This window comes from Phenylobacterium sp. (genome assembly GCF_013911965.1).
GTDB lineage: Bacteria > Pseudomonadota > Alphaproteobacteria > Caulobacterales > Caulobacteraceae > Phenylobacterium.
On the sequence record NZ_JACESE010000014.1, the window covers coordinates 15,483 to 33,572 of the forward strand.

The 18,090-nt window shown below is 69.9% G+C and carries 16 protein-coding genes; all 16 read right to left on the bottom strand.

Features of this window, described 5'->3' with window-relative positions:
• Positions 1 to 31: 31 nt before the first annotated feature.
• Positions 32 to 1,249 carry a TetR/AcrR family transcriptional regulator gene (locus H2041_RS14240; RefSeq protein WP_293413698.1) on the bottom strand — a complete coding sequence of 406 codons (1,218 nt, stop codon included), beginning with the start codon at positions 1,247 to 1,249 and terminating at the stop codon, positions 32 to 34.
• A 26-nt stretch (positions 1,250 to 1,275) separates the two neighbouring features.
• Positions 1,276 to 2,436: an FAD-binding oxidoreductase gene (locus H2041_RS14245; protein ID WP_293413700.1), complete on the bottom strand. Its 1,161-nt coding sequence runs from the start codon at positions 2,434 to 2,436 to the stop codon at positions 1,276 to 1,278.
• Positions 2,436 to 3,329, bottom strand: coding sequence for a U32 family peptidase (locus tag H2041_RS14250; RefSeq protein ID WP_293413702.1), 894 nt, complete (start codon positions 3,327 to 3,329; stop codon positions 2,436 to 2,438). The genes H2041_RS14245 and H2041_RS14250 overlap by 1 nt, the downstream gene beginning before the upstream one ends.
• A gap of 1 nt (position 3,330) precedes the next feature.
• On the bottom strand, positions 3,331 to 4,323 hold the full coding sequence (locus tag H2041_RS14255; protein ID WP_293413704.1) for a peptidase U32 family protein: 993 nt from the start codon (positions 4,321 to 4,323) through the stop codon (positions 3,331 to 3,333).
• Entirely contained in the window at positions 4,310 to 4,843 is a 534-nt protein-coding gene (locus tag H2041_RS14260; RefSeq protein ID WP_293413706.1) for an SCP2 sterol-binding domain-containing protein, read from the bottom strand. The genes H2041_RS14255 and H2041_RS14260 overlap by 14 nt, the downstream gene beginning before the upstream one ends.
• 111 nt (positions 4,844 to 4,954) lie before the next feature.
• Positions 4,955 to 5,728 carry a cyclic nucleotide-binding domain-containing protein gene (locus tag H2041_RS14265; protein ID WP_293413708.1) on the bottom strand — a complete coding sequence of 258 codons (774 nt, stop codon included), beginning with the start codon at positions 5,726 to 5,728 and terminating at the stop codon, positions 4,955 to 4,957.
• A gap of 62 nt (positions 5,729 to 5,790) precedes the next feature.
• Positions 5,791 to 6,405 (bottom strand): molybdenum cofactor guanylyltransferase, encoded by a 615-nt coding sequence (locus H2041_RS14270; protein ID WP_293413710.1) that lies wholly within the window; start codon positions 6,403 to 6,405, stop codon positions 5,791 to 5,793.
• Positions 6,402 to 7,055 (bottom strand): carbonic anhydrase, encoded by a 654-nt coding sequence (locus H2041_RS14275; protein WP_293413712.1) that lies wholly within the window; start codon positions 7,053 to 7,055, stop codon positions 6,402 to 6,404. The genes H2041_RS14270 and H2041_RS14275 overlap by 4 nt, the downstream gene beginning before the upstream one ends.
• Entirely contained in the window at positions 7,052 to 7,603 is a 552-nt protein-coding gene (locus tag H2041_RS14280) for a hemerythrin domain-containing protein (protein WP_293413714.1), read from the bottom strand. Before H2041_RS14280 ends, H2041_RS14275 begins: the two co-directional genes overlap by 4 nt.
• Before the next feature lie 17 nt (positions 7,604 to 7,620).
• Entirely contained in the window at positions 7,621 to 8,811 is a 1,191-nt protein-coding gene (locus H2041_RS14285) for a hypothetical protein (protein ID WP_293413716.1), read from the bottom strand.
• Between the two features lie 5 nt (positions 8,812 to 8,816).
• Positions 8,817 to 9,923, bottom strand: coding sequence for a peptidylprolyl isomerase (locus tag H2041_RS14290; protein WP_293413718.1), 1,107 nt, complete (start codon positions 9,921 to 9,923; stop codon positions 8,817 to 8,819).
• Positions 9,924 to 9,937: 14 nt separating this feature from the next.
• Entirely contained in the window at positions 9,938 to 10,690 is a 753-nt protein-coding gene (gene narI / locus H2041_RS14295; RefSeq protein ID WP_293413720.1) for a respiratory nitrate reductase subunit gamma, read from the bottom strand.
• A gap of 12 nt (positions 10,691 to 10,702) precedes the next feature.
• Entirely contained in the window at positions 10,703 to 11,401 is a 699-nt protein-coding gene (gene narJ, locus H2041_RS14300) for a nitrate reductase molybdenum cofactor assembly chaperone (protein ID WP_293413722.1), read from the bottom strand.
• A gap of 3 nt (positions 11,402 to 11,404) precedes the next feature.
• Positions 11,405 to 12,928 carry a nitrate reductase subunit beta gene (gene narH / locus H2041_RS14305; RefSeq protein WP_293413724.1) on the bottom strand — a complete coding sequence of 508 codons (1,524 nt, stop codon included), beginning with the start codon at positions 12,926 to 12,928 and terminating at the stop codon, positions 11,405 to 11,407.
• Complete coding sequence (locus H2041_RS14310; protein ID WP_293413726.1) at positions 12,928 to 16,653, bottom strand: nitrate reductase subunit alpha; 3,726 nt, start codon at positions 16,651 to 16,653, stop codon at positions 12,928 to 12,930. The genes narH and H2041_RS14310 overlap by 1 nt, the downstream gene beginning before the upstream one ends.
• Positions 16,650 to 18,071 (bottom strand): NarK family nitrate/nitrite MFS transporter, encoded by a 1,422-nt coding sequence (locus H2041_RS14315; protein WP_293413728.1) that lies wholly within the window; start codon positions 18,069 to 18,071, stop codon positions 16,650 to 16,652. Before H2041_RS14315 ends, H2041_RS14310 begins: the two co-directional genes overlap by 4 nt.
• Positions 18,072 to 18,090 lie beyond the last annotated feature (19 nt).

The following is an 18,090-nucleotide window of genomic DNA, read 5'->3' on the forward strand; positions in this document are numbered from 1 at the left end:
ACAATCTTGACCTGAACATATGTCCCAGGCTCTAGGGCCGGGGGAACATCAGTTCCATGGCTTCGGCGACCCGTTCGGCGCGGCCGGCCGCGCCGGCGGCCCGTTCTGCGTCGCACAGAAGGGATGCGCCGCTTTCCCAGACGGCGTAGTCGGCGGCGTCGGCGCCCCCGGCCGGGCGTCCCAAGGCCGCCCCGAGCGCCGAGCGCGTCACCAGTCCGCGTATGCGGCGAAGCTCTATCGCCACCGGCCGGAAGCTGGGATCCACCGCGGCCTCCAGGCCGACCTCGGCGATGGCCCGCACCATGGCCAGGCGCTCCCCGGGCCGGCCGGCGCCGTCCCGCTCGCCGCGCGCCTGCTGATCGCGGGCGAAGGCCGCCAGGCTGGGGGCTTGCGCCGGCCCGGCGGGCCGGGAGGTCATCGACCGTTCGAAGACCCGCAGCAGCCCCTCGCGGACGAGATCGGCCCGCGAGCTGAAATGATAGGTCATGGACGACAGAGAGGCGCGCGCCCGGGCGGCGATGGCCCGGTGGGTCGCATCGGCGGTGCCGGCTTCGGAGATGATGTCGGCCGCTGCGTCGATGATGCGGTTCTTGACCGTCAGGTCCCGCTCCGAGGGGGCGGGCCTGGGATCCATGTGGTCCAGGCAGAGCTCGGTGTGCCAGTGAGCGTCCGACGGCCGCAGGGGCTCGCCCGCGGTGCGTCTCAATACGCGGCGCAGGGCCTCGCCGACGATCAGCTCCCGCTCTGGCGAGCCCGCCAGCGCCGGCAGGAAGACCAGCTCGAAGGCGGCGAACTCCGCAGCGATCGGATGGGGATCGATCTTGGCCCAGGCCTGACGCCAGGCCTCGATCCAATCGGCTGTCACTTCCGCCAGCGCCGGCGCGCGATCGGCCGCGAGCAGCAGGTCGCCCCAGAGCCGGGCGAGATCGGGCCGGTCGGCGGACAGGGCGAAGAGCCAGGCGGCGGCGGCCTCCGTCCGCTGCTCAAGGCTTTCGCTACGCCCGGCGAGTTCCGTCAGGCGCGCCAGCTTCTCCCGCCACGCGACGCCGGCCAGGTCGCAGGCGCGAGCCAGCAATCTGGGACGCGTCTCAAAGTGATAGGCGAGGAGGCTCGGCGCGACGCCTGCGGCCGCGGCGATCTCCCGCATGGAGACATCGAGGGGCCGGCGGCTGCGGAAGAGGGTGAGGGCCGCCTCCAGGATCGGTGCGGCGCCTCGTTCGCGGCCACTGCGAATCGCCTCATCGGTCATCGGGCCGATTTAACAGGCCTCTCTGCTCAAGTCCCGTCGACCGACCCGCAGGAGCCGGGTCCCTGGGGTCGGAACGCGACGCCAACGCCTCGAGCGAAGCAACCCATCCGCCGGGCCGGCGACAGCGCCTGAAGCACGCCGGCCAGGTCGGGCGGTCCTGCTGGCGTCTCGCCGAAGAAGGCGGCGGCGGCGAGGGCGCCGAGGGCCGGGGCGGTCTGAAGGCCGAAGCCGCCCAGGCCGGCCATCCAGAAGAAGCCCGGCGCCCGGCCGTCCCATCCGACGAGCGGCAGGCGGTCGGGCGCAAAGGTGCGCAGGCCGGCCCACCGGCGGCTCACATGGGGCGGCGCGTGGGTGGTCATCTCGCCCAGCCGCGCCATGGCCAGGGCGACGCCGGCTTCGTCGGCGACGGCGTCTTCCGGCGCGCAGGCCGTCTCATCGGCCGGACAGACGAGCCACTGCGCGCCGAAGGGACGGATATAGAGCCGCTCGCCCAGGTGCTTGACGATCGGTCCGTCGAGGCTGCGCGGCGGCGCTTCGACGAGAACCACGGTCCGTCTGTAGGACGTCAGGCCAAGCGGCGGCAGGCCCGCCCGGCCGGCCGTCTCGTCGGCCCAGGCCCCTGTCGCATTGACGATCGCGCGGCAGACGATCTCCTCTCCGGCGAGCCTGAGGCGCCAGCCCTCGCCGTCATGCGAGACGATGTGAGCCTCGGTCCCGAGCCATACGGCCGCCCCGCGGCGGCTGGCCATGGCGATGAGACCTTGGTGCAGGCGGGCGGCGTCCAGTTCCCCCGTCTCCTCTTCCAGCCATGCCGCGCCGACGACAGACGAACGCAGGACGGGGCAGAGATCGCGCGCCTCGCGCGGGGTCAGCGGCCGGACCTTTCCGCACGGGGGTGGGTGATCGCTGGGCCCGAAATGGAGGACGGGGCGGGGCCGGACGAGGGCGTCGCCGATTTCGGCCGGCGGCCGCTCGAGAAACGGGCGGCTCGCCTCGGCCAGCGTGCGGACGACCGGGCCGCCGTAGGATGGGATGTACATTCCCGTCGAGCGCCCGCTGGCGTGGGCCCCCAGCCGCGCCTCCTTCTCCAGAAGGAGAACCCTGATCCGCGGCGCAAGGCTGGCCGCCACGGCGGCGCCGGCGACCCCGCCGCCCAGGACGACGGCGTCGAACCTATGGCCCGCCATCAGCCCGGCACGGGGCGCATGCCGGGCTCGCCCTCGAGGTAGCCGGCGACCAGGGGGGCCGGAAGGTCGCTGGCCCTGAGCTGAGCATGCAGCCGTTCGACGTCCCCGCTGTCGATGAAGCGGCCGTAGGCGGCGATGACCGCAGACATGTCGCAGGCGTGCGGGGAGAGGCGCAGGGCGCGCACCCCGGCCGTCCACAGCGTCTCCGGCGAAAGCCCGACGCACTGCACGCCGTGGGAAAGCGTCTGCACCCCGTTGATGCTCAGGAACGGCGCGCCCTCCACAGTCTGGACCGCCTGGCCATCGGGGTCGCGGTCGCAGACGAAGCGGCAGGTGTCCTTCGACAGGCCGAAGCGGTGGGCGTGGTGGCAGCGGGCCGAGAGCGCGAGCGGCATGCGCCCGAAGGCGAACAGCTCGATCGGCAGCGTCGGGCAGGCCCGATGGATTTCGGCGATCGCGCGCAGCGGCAGTTCGACGTTGGCGCAGAGGCGGTCACATCCTCGATCGATGAGAATCTGCGCCGCCGTCGCGTTGTAGACGTTCAGCAGCGGCCCGGCCGTGAAGGGCTGGCCGACCGGCAGGACTGGCAGCGCCGAGACGTCGTTCACCTCCACCAGCGCCGCGTCCTCCAGCAGGCGGCGCATCCGGCTTCGGTCGCGCGCGGTGGCGAGCAGCGCCAGGGTGGACCAGACCACCTCCTTGCCGGCGGCCCTCAGGCGATCGGCCGCCCGGGCGAGGACGTCGGCGTTCAGAGGCTCGCGCTTTCCGCAGACCACCTCCCCCAGATAGACGCGCCGCACGAGGCTCTCGCCCGCCATGCGGTCGTAGAAGCCGGCGACATCCTCCGCCGACCAGTTGAACAGAAGCGGGCCAAGCGCGAGCTCCAATGTCATCCTAGCGCCACCGCTTGTTGTAGGCGCCGGCGGTCTCTCGCCCGCCTTCGGCCAGGTCGGTGAGCAGGTGCTCGAAGGGCGCGGTGCTCTCGCCGCGGTCCAGGGCGTCGATCGCCGAGCGGAAGGCGCGTGTCACGCGCGCCACATAGGCCTTGCCGCGCTGCCGTCCCTCGATCTTGACGGCATGGACGCCCGCCGCCCGCAGTTCGGCGAGCAGTCCCATGGCGTTGAGGCTGGTGGGCTCCTCGAAGAGGTAGGAGGCTTCTCCCTCCACGGCGAAGCGTCCCTTGCACAGCGTCGGATAGCCGACCGTCTTTCCGGCCGGCGCGTGATCGAGCGCCAGACCGGCCAATCGGGTGGTCATGCCCGCGGCCGAGCGTTCGAAGCTGACGGCTTCCGGCGGCGAACAGACGCCCGACAGGTTCGGCGACTGGCCGGTCGCATAGGACGAGAGCGCGCACCGCCCTTCGGCCATGACGCAGAGGCCGCCGAAGACGAAGGCTTCCACCTCGGTGGCGACATCGGCGACCAGGCGGGCGATTTCCTGCGCCGACAGCACCCGCGGCAGAACCACCCGGCGCACCCCGAAGGTCTCGGCGTAGAAGGCGATCGCCTCGGGCGTGTTGGCGGCCGCCTGGACCGACAGGTGCAGCCGAGCCGTCGGGCTTAGGGCCCGGACGTGGGCCAGGACGGCCAGATCGGCGGCGATGATGGCGTCAGCGCCGGCTTCCAGGGCGGTTTCGGCCGAACGGCGCCAGCGGGCTTCGTCGCCGGCCCGGGCGAAGGTGTTGATGGCCACGAGCACCTTGGCCCCTCGGCGGTGGCAATCGGTCACCGCCTGCGCCAGCTCTCCGGCGTCGAAGTTGAGGCCCGGGAAATTGCGGGCGTTGGTCTCGTCACGCAGGCCGCAATAGACGCTGTCGGCGCCCGCCTCCACGGCGGCCTCGAGCATGGCCGGCGATCCCGCCGGGCAGACGAGCTCAATCGATCCCATGGGCCCCTCGCGGTCGAAGCGTGGTGCGGCGCCAGTCCAGCAGCCGGCGCAGGATCGGCTCCAGGCCGGGCGCCAGGGCGGCGGGCGCGAGAAGATCGGCCAGGCGCAGGTCGGCCGCCTCCAGGGCGTTGTGCAGCGCCATGATCGCGGCCGTGTCGCCGGTGACGTCGAGAGCGCCGGAGAAGAAGATGGCGTCGGCGTCGGCCGACCCCTCGAACAGGGCGAGCAGATCGGGCAGGGCGCCGGCGACGGCGGCGACGCAACCGGGCGTCGGACCCCGCCGGACGACCCGAACCTGCCCGCCGCCGCTTTCCAGCCTCAGCTCGAAGGCCACCGGCAGGTCGGTCGGCGCGATGAGGTACCGGCAGCCCTGATATCGGCCGAGGCGCCCGAAGGCGGCCGGGGATCGCCTCCAGGCCCGCCGGATCGCCCGATTGAGCAAGACTTCAACAGGCCGTCGCATCGCCATGGCGACGTCGGCGAGCGCCTGTTCTGTCACGCGCTTGTCCAACTGCAGCATGGTCCCCCTCGTGGCGGAGCCGATCGCTCCTGTCGGAGGCCTACGGGATCGGGGCGGGACGTCGAATGGCGTCGGTCAACGGCGCTGTTGACCTTGGTTGGCCCGGCTCTCCTAGGCGATCAATTGGGTCGGTCTGTTGGACCAGGTTTCCAGCTGCGCCTTGCCGGCGCTGCGCGTCACCTCGGGCGCATGGCTGTCGATCAGCAGGTCGGGCTTGGCCAGGCGCGCCAGGACGACCGGCCGGGTGATGGTCACGGAGGGGCCGTTCACGCTCACCCCGTAGTCGGCCAGGTTGGCGAAGGCCCGCGAGAGGTTCTCCGGCGTCATGCCCAGCAGGGAGGCGAGCACCCGCTTCTCGTGAGGCAGGGTCACCGTTTCGGCGTCCCCCTGCCGGACCCGCAGGGTGATCAGGTAGTTGGCCAGGCGTTCGATGCCGCCGCGCAGCTTCTGGTTCTTGATCGAACGGACGAGGCCGCGGTAGCAGCCGGCGAGCTCCTCGCTGACTGCGAACCCGAAGCCGGCATCCTCGCGCATCTCGCGGCGCAGGGTTTCGCCGGAGATCATCAGGACATCGGATCGCTCGCGGGTGGTGGCGGTCATCAGGGCGCTTGTGTCGAGCACCACCGCAGCCAGGATGAAGGTCGAGAGCGGTCCCAGCAGGGCGAGGATCGTCTCCTTGTCGTTCCAGGTGCCGGACAGCTCCACGGTTCCGTCCAGCACGATGTAGAGAAAGTCGACGCTGTCGCCTTCCATCAGGAGCGTCGTGCCGGCGGGAAACCGCTGCAGAAAGGCCCCCTGCATCAGACGCTGGAAGGTCTCCTCGCTCGCCGCCTGCAGGAACGGCAGGGTGCGCACGCGTTCGATGTCGGCTTCTCTGATCGGCATTCATGACCCTCCCTTGCAGGGAGGGAACATGCGGGCGTTCGTCGCGCGAACCTTGATCTATGTCAGGCCGCCGAGCATTGGCGGTCCGCCGTATCGTCGCAGCGCGCCAGATCGGCCGGCGTGTTCAGGTTGACGAAGGATCCGGAGGCCTCCGCCGACCAGGACACCCGGCAGGCGCCGATCTCCCGCAGCAGCCCCTTCAGCGACCGGCCGCCGTGAGCCAGGTAGGCGGTGAGGCTTTGGCGCGCCTGGGGCCTCCAGAGGCCGCAGGCCGGATGGTCGCGATGGCCGTCGCTCGGGAAGGCGGCGAGGACCTGAGGCGCAAGGTCGAGCGCCGCCTCCAGCCGGCAATACAGATCCGTCGGCAGGCGCGGTGCGTCGCAGGGAATGGTCAGCACATGCTTCACCCCCAGTCCCGCGGCGTGATCCAGGGCGGCGGCCACGCCGGCGAGGGGCCCCTCGACCCCATCCGGATCGAAGAGCAGAAGGGCGGGCGGCAGACCGGCGGCCTGGCCCGCGTCCCGGACCGACAGGGCGAGGTGATCGGCGAAGCCGGCGGCCAGGCGGAGCGCGTGTTCCCCCAGCGGGCGGCCGTTCAGGAGGCGCTGTGGCTTGCCGCCCCCCATCCGCTCTCCGGCGCCGCCGGCCAGCACCACGCAGAGCCGCTGCGCGCTCATGGCCTTCGCCCCTGCCGCCGGTGGAAGCGGTCGGAGGCCGCCAGCGCCCGCGCCCGCTCGAGCCGGCCGACCGAAACGTCCAGATCGCGCAGCAGGCCGTCCTGGATGGAGTAGATCCAGCCGTGGACCTCCAGCGGCTGCTTTCGCCGCCAGGCGTCGCGGACGAACGGATTGGCCGCGATGTTGCGGACCTGTTCGATCACGTTGCGCTCGCAGAGGTCGTTCACCCGCGCCTCCGGATCGGAGATGGTCGCCAGCTCGTGCTCGCATCGCCAGGAGAGCGTGCGGACCGGGGAGAGCCAGTGGTCGATCAGGCCGTGCCGCTTCTCCGACAGGGCGGCGCGCACGCCGCCGCAGCCGTAGTGGCCGCAGACGATGACGTGGCGGACCTTGAGCACCTCGACCGCAAACTGCAGCACCGAAAGGAAGTTGGCGTCCTGCGCCGGCGCGAGGTTGGCGACGTTCCGGTGCACGAAGAGCTCGCCCGGATTCAGGCCGACGATCTCGTTGGCCGGCACCCGGCTGTCGGAACAGCCGATCCAGAGGTATTCCGGGCTCTGCTGACCGGCCAGGCGGCGGAAGTACTCCGGATCGGCGCGGTTGCGCGCGGCGGCCCAGCGCAGATTGTTCTCGAAGAGGTCGGCGATCACGGGCGCGCGTCCAGGACCAGTCCGCGCCGGGCGGCCAGGCGCCGGCTGAGCGCCAGGAGGTCCTCGGCCGACAGCCTCAGCCGGGCGATCGGCAGGACGACGGCGTTCTCCAGCGCCAGGTGCCGCAGTTCATGGCGCGCGAAGGTGACGAGGGTCGACTTCGCCTGAGGATCCAGACCCGGCGCCTTGCGGGCCGAGAGGCAGGCCTCCAGGCGTGTTCGCACCGCCTCGGCGTGGGCGACGTCGGCCCTGTGCTCGGCCGACAGCCGTCCGAGCGCATTTTCGATCTCGTCCTCCGGCAGGGCGCGGCGGCGGAGCAGGGGAAAGAGGTCTTCTTCCTCGTCGATGACGTGCAGGGCCAGGTCGTAACGGATGAAGTCGAGGATGCGCGTGATCGGCTCGGCGGCGAAGGCGCTCGCCGCGGCGACCTCCTCCACCAGGCGGCAAAGCTGGCGATGCCGGTAGTGCTCGGCGAAGAACCACTCGAGCGGCTCGCGCAGCAGCTCGCGTGGAATCTCCTCGATGTCGGCAAGGGGGGCGCTCGCCATGGCGGCTCTCCAGAGGCTCAGTAGCGGTAGTCGAGGCTCACCCAGACCTTGGTGCGGTCGGCGTAGCCCGGGCGGTCGCCGTCGAACCACGCGACCTTGGTCTCCAGGGTCAGGCGCTTGCCGAGCGGCGCGGCGGCCAGGAGATCGATTTCGGTCCCGTACGGATCGCCGTCGTCGGGCAGGGTGAAGCGGTGAGCGGCCGCAACCAGGCGGATGGGGGGCAGGGCCTGCGTCCGCAGCGTGGCGCCGGCCTTCAGGTTGAGGTCCTGGACGCCCTCGGGCGGCGTGGCGAGAAAGACGTCGGCCCAGCCCTGGAAGGCGTGAAGCGTCGCGAGCGGCGTGGAGAAGCCGCGGCGGCCGTCTCCGTCGAGGCGTTCGACGCCGAGGCTGCCCCAGGTGTCGCCCTTGCGCAGCCCGACCGAAGCCGCGGCGTAGTCGACCTCGAAGTCGAGGGGATTGGCCGCATGGTCCGTCTGGCGCGCGTAGGCCGCCTCCAGCGTGCCCTTCAGGCCGTCGGCTGAGATCGGCTTGTGGATCTGGACCCCGAGACCGAGCGTGGCGCTCGACTGGGTCGGCGCGTTTGCGAAGTCCAGCCACTCGCCGTGCGCGCTGAGCTGGCCCCAGGGCTGTTTCCAGTCGGCCTGAGCCAGGTGGCTGTCGGAGCGCCATTCGCCCTGAGGGCTGTCGTCGCCGAACACCCGCCGCACCCGGTCCACATAGGCGTAGGTCACCGACAGATCCTTGGCGGCCTTCAGGTCGAGCCGGACGGCGTCGAAGGTCTGCTCGTTCTGGCGGAAGCCCACATTGCCGACGAAGCGGGCCGAACCGAGCACGATCCGCTGGCGGCCGACGGTCGCTGCGCCCTTGTCGCCCGTCCAGGAGAGCTGCAGGCGGTTGAGCTCGGTCGTCTCGGGGTCGGCCACGACCGGAAGGTTCGCCTTGCCGTTCGTGGTGGAGTTGTAGCGGTCCTCCACGGCCAGGACGTTCTCGCCCTCGATCAGGCCCTGGAAGCCGCGCCAGACGGGCGTCTGCAGGCCCAGACGCGTGCGCAGGGTGAGCGCCCCGGCGTCCTTCGCCAGGTCCGCCTGATCGACGCCCTCGTAACGCAGGCGGCTCTCCAGGATCAGCTTGACCTCGTCGGCGGCGGCGGGACTTGCGCAGAAGGCGCCGGAGACGAGGGCCGCAGCCCACAGATGTGGATGGCGCATGGTCTTCAGACCCTTCGGATGACGGTGAAGCGCGGCTTGGGCGGCGCCACCTTGAGGCGGAGAATGGCGGCCAACGCGGCGAGCGCGGGGTCGGCGGCGCCCTGGGCGGCGGAGATGAGCTTGGTCCAGTCCTCGTCCGTGGCCTCGGCCAGGAAGTCGGCGGTGGTCGCCTGCACGTAGTCTGCAAGCGGGACGCCTGCGGCCTCTGCGGCCGCCGCCACCTTCTCGAAGAAGGCCGGGTCGACCGCCTGCAGCCAGGACTCCAGACGTTCGCCGGCCAGCCCCGGCTCGAGCAGCCGGCCGAGGGTGAGCGAGCCCTCGCGGACCCGGCCATCGTCGCTGAGGCTGACCGCCACGCCCTCGGTGCGGGCCGCGGCCGCCAGGTCGGCGACATAGCGGGTCGCCGCAGCGGTCCAGGCGCGGCTCTCCAGGTGAAGGCGGATCCGGTCCTCGACCAGCTCGAAGGGCAGCAACCGGCCCTCGATGCGGCGATCGAGGCGGAGCACATGCCAGCCGAAGCGGGAGCGGACGGGCGAGGCCGCCACTTCGCCCGGCTGGAGGCCCGCCAGCGCGCTCTCGACCTCGCCCACCAGGTCGCCGGGGCGAAGCTGGCCCAGGGAGCCGCCGGCGCTGGCGCCCGACGGGCAGGCCGAGTGGGTGCGAGCGAGATCGGCGAAGCTCGCCAGGCCCTGGCGGAGCTGAGCGATCAGGTCATCGGCCAGGGCCTGGGCGCCGGCGTCGCCATCCGCCTCCGCCTCCGCCTCGAGCAGGATGTGCGAGGCTTCGGTGAGCGGCGGGGTGCGGAACCGCTCGCGCTGGCTCTCGTAGAGGCGCAGGCACTCCGCCTGGCTGGGCGTGGCCACCGAGAGCTCGGTTTCCAGCACCGCGCGGGCCAAGGCCTCTTCGGGGGTTTCTTCCCGCCCCAGGGCGTCGGTCTCCGGTTCCGGCGTCAGGCCGAGGTCCTGACCGCGTCGGATGAGCAGAGCCCGGATGGCGAGCGCGTGGGCGGCGGCGGCCCGGGCCTCGGCCGCCGAGGCGCTGGGATGGTTCTGGATTTCCTGGGCGATGAGCGCTTCGGGCAGCTCGACGCCGTCGATCACGAGAGAGGGCATGAGGGGGCTCCGGCTCAGCGATCGAGGTGCGGGCGCACGGCGCGCGCGACATAGACGGGGGCGGCGGGCTCGGGGCGCCGCGGGAGCGGGCGCCTTGTCCGCACCAGCTGCCAGCCGCGCCGGTTCAGGTACCAGATCGGCGCCGACAGCATGTGGACGAGCCGGGTGAACGGGAAGACCAGCAGGATGGTCAGGCCGAGGAAGAGGTGGGCCTTGAAGATCCAGTGGACGTCGGCGACGTGGTCCGCAGCCCCGGCGCGGAAGGCGAAGATGCCCTGCGCCCAGTTCATGAACTTGACCATCTCGTGCCCGTCGCGGTGGCCGAGGGAGATCGGGATGGTCGCCAGGCCGAGCGCCAGCTGGATGACCAGGATCGCCAGGATGGCGGTGTCGCCGAAGCTGGAAGTGTTCCGGATGCGCGGGTCGAACACGCGGCGGTGCAGCAGGATGAGACCGCCGAGGATGGCGACCAGGCCGGCTGCGCCGCCGGCGACGATCGCCAGCATCTGCTTGAAGCTGTGGCTGATCCCGAGCGCGTCGAAGACGGCGATCGGGGTCAGCAGGCCCACGAAATGGCCGCCGAAGATGGCCAGTACGCCGAGGTGGAAGAGGATCGAGCCGGTGACCAGCTGCCGCCGGCGCAGGAGCTGCGAGGAGCCGGTGCGCCAGGTGTAGGGCTCGCGGTCGAACCGCAGGACCGAGCCGATGACCAGGACCGACAGGGCGATGTACGGGTAGACCCCGAAGACGACTTGGTTGAGATCCATCTCACGCCTCCTTTAGGCGGACGCCCGAGCGCGCGCGGGCGCCGGCGCTTGCATGGCCTGGACGAGGGCCTCGGCCTTCGGGCAGCCCACATCGGAGGGTCCGAAGGTCACGGCGGTCTCGGCCCACAGCCTGTCCATGGCTTCGAGGTCGGCGGGGTCGTCCTCCGGCTCCTGAAGGAGGGCCGCCAGCGCCTCGCTGTCGGCCGGATGGGCCGCCAGCGCCAGCAGGGCGCCGAACGCCGCGCGATAGGCGCTGCCGCGCTTGTGCAGCCGCTCGCCCAGGGCGGCGATCACGTGGGAGGCCTCGCCCAGCAGCGAGGCGGCTTCGGCCGGGGGCTGGGTGGACAGGAACTCCAGGAAGACCGGCAGGTGGTCGGGGAGCTCGTTGGCCGTCAGGTCCAGGCCCTTGCTGCGGTAGAGCTCCAGCAGGGCGACCATGGCCTGGCCGCGGTCGCGGCTCTCGCCATGGATGTGCTCGTAGAGGTTCAGCGAGAGCGATCGGGTGCGATCGAACAGCCAGACGTAGCGCTCCTGCGCCTCATAGAGATCGCCGGCGCCGATCTCCTCGCCCAGCCGGGCCAGGGCCCGCTTGATCGGGTGGGGCAGGGCGGCGTCCTTCTGCAGAACCGCCACGGCCTCGTCGAGCGCCGCCCGGGTTTCGTCGGTGGGGTAGCGCAGCAGGAGCGCCAGAGCGCGATAGGACAGGGACATGGATCAGGCCTCCATCGGCGTCTTGGCGCGCGAGCGCTTGTTGGGCCCGAAGAGGCCCAGCTCGGTGCGTCCGCCGGAACAGTCGTTGCCGAAGGTGAAGCCGCAGGAGCCGCGCATGTCGTAGGCGTCCTCTGCGGTCTCGCGGTGGTTGGTGGGGATGACGAACCGGTCCTCGTAGTTGGCGATCGCCATGTACCGGTACATCTCCTCGACCTGGGCGGCGGCCAGCCCGACCTTGGCCGCGACGCCGTGGTCGATGCGCCCGTCCACGGTCTTGGCCCGCATGTAGCTGCGCATGGCGAGCATGCGTTGCAGGGCGAGCGTCACCGGGGCCTCGTCGCCGGCGGTCAGCAGGTTGGCGAGATAGCGGACCGGGATGCGCAGCGAGGCGACGTCGGGCATTTCGCCGTCCATCTCCAGGGCGCCGGCCGCGGCCGCCGACTGGATCGGCGAGAGCGGCGGCACGTACCAGACCATGGGCAGGGTCCGGTATTCTGGGTGCAGCGGGAAGGCGACCTTCCAGTCGATCGCCATCTTGTAGACCGGGCTCTGCCGCGCGGCCTCGAGCCAGGCCTCCGGGACGCCGTCGGCGCGCGCCTGGGCGATCACCGAGGGGTCGTTGGGGTCGAGGAAGACGTCCAGCTGGGCCTGGTAGAGGTCCTTCTCGTCGGGCGTCGACGCCGCCGCCTCGATCCGGTCGGCGTCATAGAGCAGGACGCCGAGATAGCGGATGCGCCCGACGCAGGTCTCCGAGCAGACGGTCGGCTGGCCGACCTCGATCCGCGGGAAGCAGAAGGTGCACTTCTCGGACTTACCGGACTCCCAGTTGTAGTAGATCTTCTTGTAGGGGCAGGCCGAGACGCACATGCGCCAGCCGCGGCACTTGTCCTGATCGATCAGGACGATGCCGTCCTCGTCGCGCTTGTAGATGGCGCCGGACGGGCAGGCCGCCACGCAGGCCGGATTGAGGCAGTGTTCGCACAGCCGCGGCAGGTACATCATGAAGGTGTTTTCGAAGGCGCCGTAGATGTCCTTCTCCACGCCTTCGAAGTTGTAGTCGGCCGACCGCTTGGCGAACTCGCCGCCCAGGATCTCCTCCCAGTTCGGCCCCCACTCGATCTTCTCCATCCGCTGGCCGGTGATCTTCGACCGCGGCCGGGCGGTGGGGAACGCCTTCATCTCCGGCGCCGTCTGCAGGTGCGCATAGTCGAAGTCGAAGGGCTCGTAGTAGTCGTCGATCTCCGGAAGGTCGGGATTGGCGAAGATCTTGGCGAGGATGCGCCACTTGGCGCCCATCTTCGGCTCGATCTTGCCGTTCGCCTTACGGACCCAGCCGCCGTTCCACCGCTTCTGGTTCTCCCAGTCCTTGGGATAGCCGACGCCGGGCTTGGTCTCGACATTGTTGAACCAGGCGTATTCGACGCCTTCTCGGTTGGTCCAGACGTTCTTGCAGGTCACCGAGCAGGTATGGCAGCCGATGCACTTGTCGAGATTCAGCACCATGCCGATTTGAGCGCGGACCTTCATCAGACGGTCTCCTTGGCCGAAGCCGGTTGGTCGAGCCAGTCGACCTTGTTCATCTTGCGGATGACGACGAATTCGTCCCGGTTTGCGCCCACGGTGCCGTAGTAGTTGAAGCCGTAGGCCAGCTGGGCGTAGCCGCCGATCATGTGGGTGGGCTTGAGGACCGTGCGGGTGACCGAGTTGTGTATGCCCCCACGCCGGCCGGTGATCTCCGATCCGGGCGTGTTCACGATCTTTTCCTGCGCGTGGTACATGAAGGTCGTGCCTTCACGCATGCGCTGGGACACCACCGCCCGGGCCGCGATCGCCCCGTTGACGTTGAAGACCTCGATCCAGTCGTTGTCGACGATGCCGGCGCGCTGGGCGTCGACCTCCGAGATCCACACCACCGGGCCGCCGCGGTTGAGCGTCAGCATCAGCAGGTTGTCGCTGTAGGTGGAGTGGATGCCCCACTTCTGGTGCGGGGTGATGAAGTTCAGCACGATCTCGGTGTTGCCGTTGGGCTTGGCGCCCTTCACGTGCGTGGTCTTCAGGTCGACCGGCGGACGGTAGACGCAGAGCGCCTCGCCGAAGGCCCGCATCCACAGATGGTCCTGGTAGAGCTGCTGGCGCCCGGTGAGGGTCCGCCAGGGGATCAGCTCATGCACATTGGTGTAGCCGGCGTTGTAGCAGACGTGCTCGCTCTCCAGGCCCGACCAGATCGGCGAGGAGATGATCTTGCGCGGCTGGGCGACGATGTCGCGGAACCGGATCTTCTCCTCTTCCTTGGGCCGGGCGAGGTGGGTGTGCTCCCGTCCGGTCTGCTTGCCCAGGGCGGCCCAGGCCTTCACCGCGACCTCGCCATTGGTTTCGGGGGCCATCATCAGGACCGCCTCGCAGGCGTCGATGTCGCTGACGATGCGCGGCAGGCCCTCGTTGGGCCCGCTGTTGACGCGCCCGTTCAGGTCGCCGAGCAGCTTGATCTCGTGCTCGGTGTTCCAGGCCAGGCCCTTGCCGCCGTTGCCGACCTTGGTCATCAGCGGCCCGATGGAGGTGAACTGCTCGTAGAGCGCCGGATAGTCGCGGGTGACCACGGCGATCTGCGGCATGGTCTTGCCGGGGACCGGCTCGCACTCGCCCAGGTACCAGTCCTTGACGCCGAAGGCCTGGGCCAGTTCGCCGGGGCTGTCGTGCTGGATGGGCGTCAGGACGACGTCCTGCTCCACGCCGAGCACCTCGGGCGCCACCTGCGAGAACCGCTTGGCGATGGCCTTGAAGATCTCCCAGTCGGACTTCGACTCCCAGGCCGGGTCCACCGCTGCGCTCAGCGGGTGGATGAAGGGGTGCATGTCCGAGGTGTTGAGGTCGTTCTTCTCGTACCAGGTGGCCGTCGGCAGGACGATGTCGGAGTAGACGGCCGTGGTCGACATGCGGAAGTCGAGCGTGACCAGCAGGTCGAGCTTTCCTTCCGGCGCCGTGTCATGCCAGGCGACGTCCGCCGGCTTCTGGCGGCCTTCCTCGCCCAGATCCTTGCCCTGCACGCCATGGGCGGCGCCGAGCAGGTGCTTGAGGAAGTATTCGTGGCCCTTGCCCGACGAGCCGAGCAGGTTGGAGCGCCAGACGAACATGTTGCGCGGCCAGTTGGCCGGATCGTCCGGATCCATGCAGGACATCTGCAGGTTCCGCGACTTGAGCTCGCGAACCGCGTAGGCCTTGGGATCGATCCCTTCGGCCGCCGCGGCGCGCGCCACCTCCAGCGGATTGGTCTTCAGCGCCGGCGCCGAGGGCAGCCAGCCCATGCGTTCGGCCCGGGCGTTGAAATCGATCAGCGAGGCGTCCCAGGGACCGGCCGGCGCCGTGGGCGAGAGGATCTCCCCGGCCGTCACCGTCTCGTAACGCCACTGGTCGGTGTGGGCGTAGAAGAACGACGTCGAGTTCTGCTGCCGGGGCGGCCGGATCCAGTCGAGGGCGAAGGCGACCGGCGCCCAGCCGCTCTGCGGACGCAGCTTCTCCTGGCCCACATAGTGCGACCAGCCGCCGCCGGACTGGCCGACGCAACCGCACATCACCAGCATGTTGATGACGCCGCGGTAGTTCATGTCCATGTGGTACCAGTGGTTCATCGCCGCGCCGATGATCACCATCGACTTGCCGCCGGTCTTCTCGGCGTTGGTGGCGAAGCCGCGGGCGACGGCGATGATCTGGTCGCGCGGGACGGTGGTGATCGCCTCGGCCCAGGCCGGCGAGTAGGGCTCGGCGTCGTCGTAGTCGCGCGGCATGTGATCGCCGCCGAAGCCCTGATCGACGCCGTAATTGGCCAGGAAGAGGTCATAGACCGAGGTCACCAGGGCCTCGCCCTCGGCCAGGGCCAGCCGCTTCACCGGCACGTTGCGCACCAGCACATCGGGGTGGTCGGTGGAGGCGAAGCCGTTCGAGGCCTTGTTGGCGAAATAGGGGAAGGCGACGCCGGCGACGTCGTCATGGGCGCCCTTCAGCCCGATCCGCAGGCGGATCTCCTGGCCCCGGGAGTCCTTCTCTTCCAGGTTCCACTTGCCGTCCTCGCCCCAGCGGAAGCCGAGCGAGCCGGTGGGGGTGACGATCTGGCCCGAGATCTCGTCCAGGCCCACCGTCTTCCATTCGGGATTGTTCGTTTCGCCCATCTGGTCGGCGAAGTCGGACGCGCGCAGCAGGCGGTCCGGCACGAGCTGGCCGTCCTGTTCCACCAGGCGCACCAGCAGCGGCAGGTCCGAATACTTGCGCACATAGTCCCGGAAATAGGGGACCTGGCGGTCGACGTGGTACTCCTTGAGGATCACGTGGCCGAAGGCCATGGCGAGGGCGGCGTCGGTGCCCTGTTTCACCGCCAGCCACAGGTCGCCGAACTTCGAGGCTTCCGAATAGTCGGGGCAGATGACGACCGACTTGGCGCCGCGATAGCGGGCCTCGGTGTAGAAGTGGGCGTCGGGCGTGCGCGTCTGCGGGACGTTGGAGCCCCACAGCATCAGGAAGCCGGAATTGTACCAGTCGGCGCTCTCGGCCACGTCGGTCTGCTCGCCCCAGGTCTGGGGCGAGGCCGGCGGCAGGTCGCAGTACCAGTCGTAGAACGAACCGCAGACCCCGCCGAGGAGCTGCAGGTAGCGGGCCCCGGCGGCGTAGGAGATCATCGACATGGCCGGGATGGGCGAGAAGCCGAACACCCGGTCGGGCCCCCAGGTCTTGACCGTATAGGCGTTGGCCGCGGCGATGATTTCCGTGACCTCGTCCCAGGTGGCGCGGACGAAGCCGCCCGAGCCGCGCATGGAGGTGTACTCGGCCCGCTTGGCCGCGTCGTTCTGGATGGAGGCCCAGGCCGCCACCGGCGTCTGGGTCGCCCGCGCGGCCCGATAGAGCTTGAGCAGGCGGGAACGGACCAGCGGATACTTCACGCGATTGGCCGAGTAGAGGTACCAGCTGTAGCTGGCGCCGCGGGCGCAGCCGCGGGGCTCATGGTTCGGCAGCTCCGGACGGGTGCGCGGATAGTCGGTCTGCTGGGTCTCCCAGGTGACGATCCCGCCCTTGACGTAGATCTTCCAGGAGCAGGAGCCCGTGCAGTTCACGCCGTGGGTGGAGCGCACGATCTTGTCGTGGCGCCAGCGGGACCGGTAGGCCTCCTCCCAGCTGCGGTCGTCGTCGTTCATCACGCCGTGGCCGTCGGAAAACAGCTCGGTTTTGCGCGTGAAGAACGCCAGGCGGTCGAGCGTATGGCTCATTGGGCGGCTCCCAGGATGACAGGTTGCTGGGCGTGCAGCAGCGAGTTCTTGCGGCCGTAGAAGACCCAGTTCACCGCGACGCAGCTGAGGTAGAAGGCGAAGAAGATCAGGAGGGCGGTCTCAGGCCCGCCGGTCGCCTTCAGCGATTCCCCGAAGAGCTTGGGGATGACGAAGCCGCCATAGGCGCCGATCGCCGAGGAGAAGCCGACGATCGCCGCCGACTCCATCTCCGAGGCCTTCAGCCGGCTGGCGGCGTCGGCCTGCGGCATCAGGCGCGGCATGTCGCTGCGCATGATCGCCGGGATCATCTGGATGGTGGAGGCGTTGCCGATCCCGGTCCAGGCGAACAGCCACATGAAGCTGGCGAAGAAGATCGCGAAGGAGGGCTCGGCGCCCCAGGCGCCGATGCTGTGCAGCACCGCGGCGACCCCGGCGGCCATGGCCAGGAAGACCCAGTGCGTCACATGCTCGCCGCCGAACTTGTCGGACACCCAGCCGGTGAGGGCGCGCGAGCCCGCGCCCACGAGCGGGCCCAGGAAGGCGTACTGCAGCGCATTGCTGTCGGGGAACAGGGTGCTCGAGAGCAGCGGGAAGGCGGCCGAGAAGCCGATGAACGAGCCGAACGTCCCCAGATAGAGGTAGCACATGATCCAGTTGTGCTTGCGCTTGAACACGACCGCCTGGCTGGAGAACGAGGCCTTGGCCGAGGCGATGTCGTTCATGCCGACCCAGGCGAGGCTGGCGGCGGCGAGGATGAACGGGACCCAGACGAAGCCCGCGTTCTGAAGCCAGAGTTCGCTCCGCACGCCCTCGGCGATCGCCACCTGCGGCGCGCCGACGACGGGCGCGAAGGCGCCGGCCGCGATGACCAGCGGCACGAGGAACTGCATGACGCTGACGCCGAGATTGCCGAAGCCGGCGTTGAGGGCCAGCGCATTGCCCTTCTCGGCCTTCGGATAGAAGAACGAGATGTTGGCCATGGACGAGGCGAAGTTGCCGCCGCCGAGGCCGCAGGCGAGCGCCAGGGCGACGAACACCCAGTAAGGCGTCTCCGGCTGCTGGACGGCCAGGCCGATGCCGATGGCCGGGACGAGCAGAGAGAGGGTGGAGACCGTCGTCCACAGGCGGCCCCCGAGGATCGGGACCAGGAAGCTGTAGAAGATCCGCAGCGTCGCCCCCGAAAGGGCCGGCAGGGCCGTGAGCCAGAAGAGCTGGTCGGTGGTGAAGTCGAAGCCGATCAGCTTCAGCTTGGCGACCACCATCGACCACACCATCCAGATGGCGAAGGCGAGCAGCAGGTTCGGGATGCTGATCCAGAGGTTCCGGCTGGCGATCGGCCGGCCGGTCGCCTTCCAGAAGTCAGGGTCTTCGGGGCGCCAGTCGGTCAGGACGTGGCTGGAAGGGTTGGCGGAGGACATGGCTGTTCTGCCCTTTCGA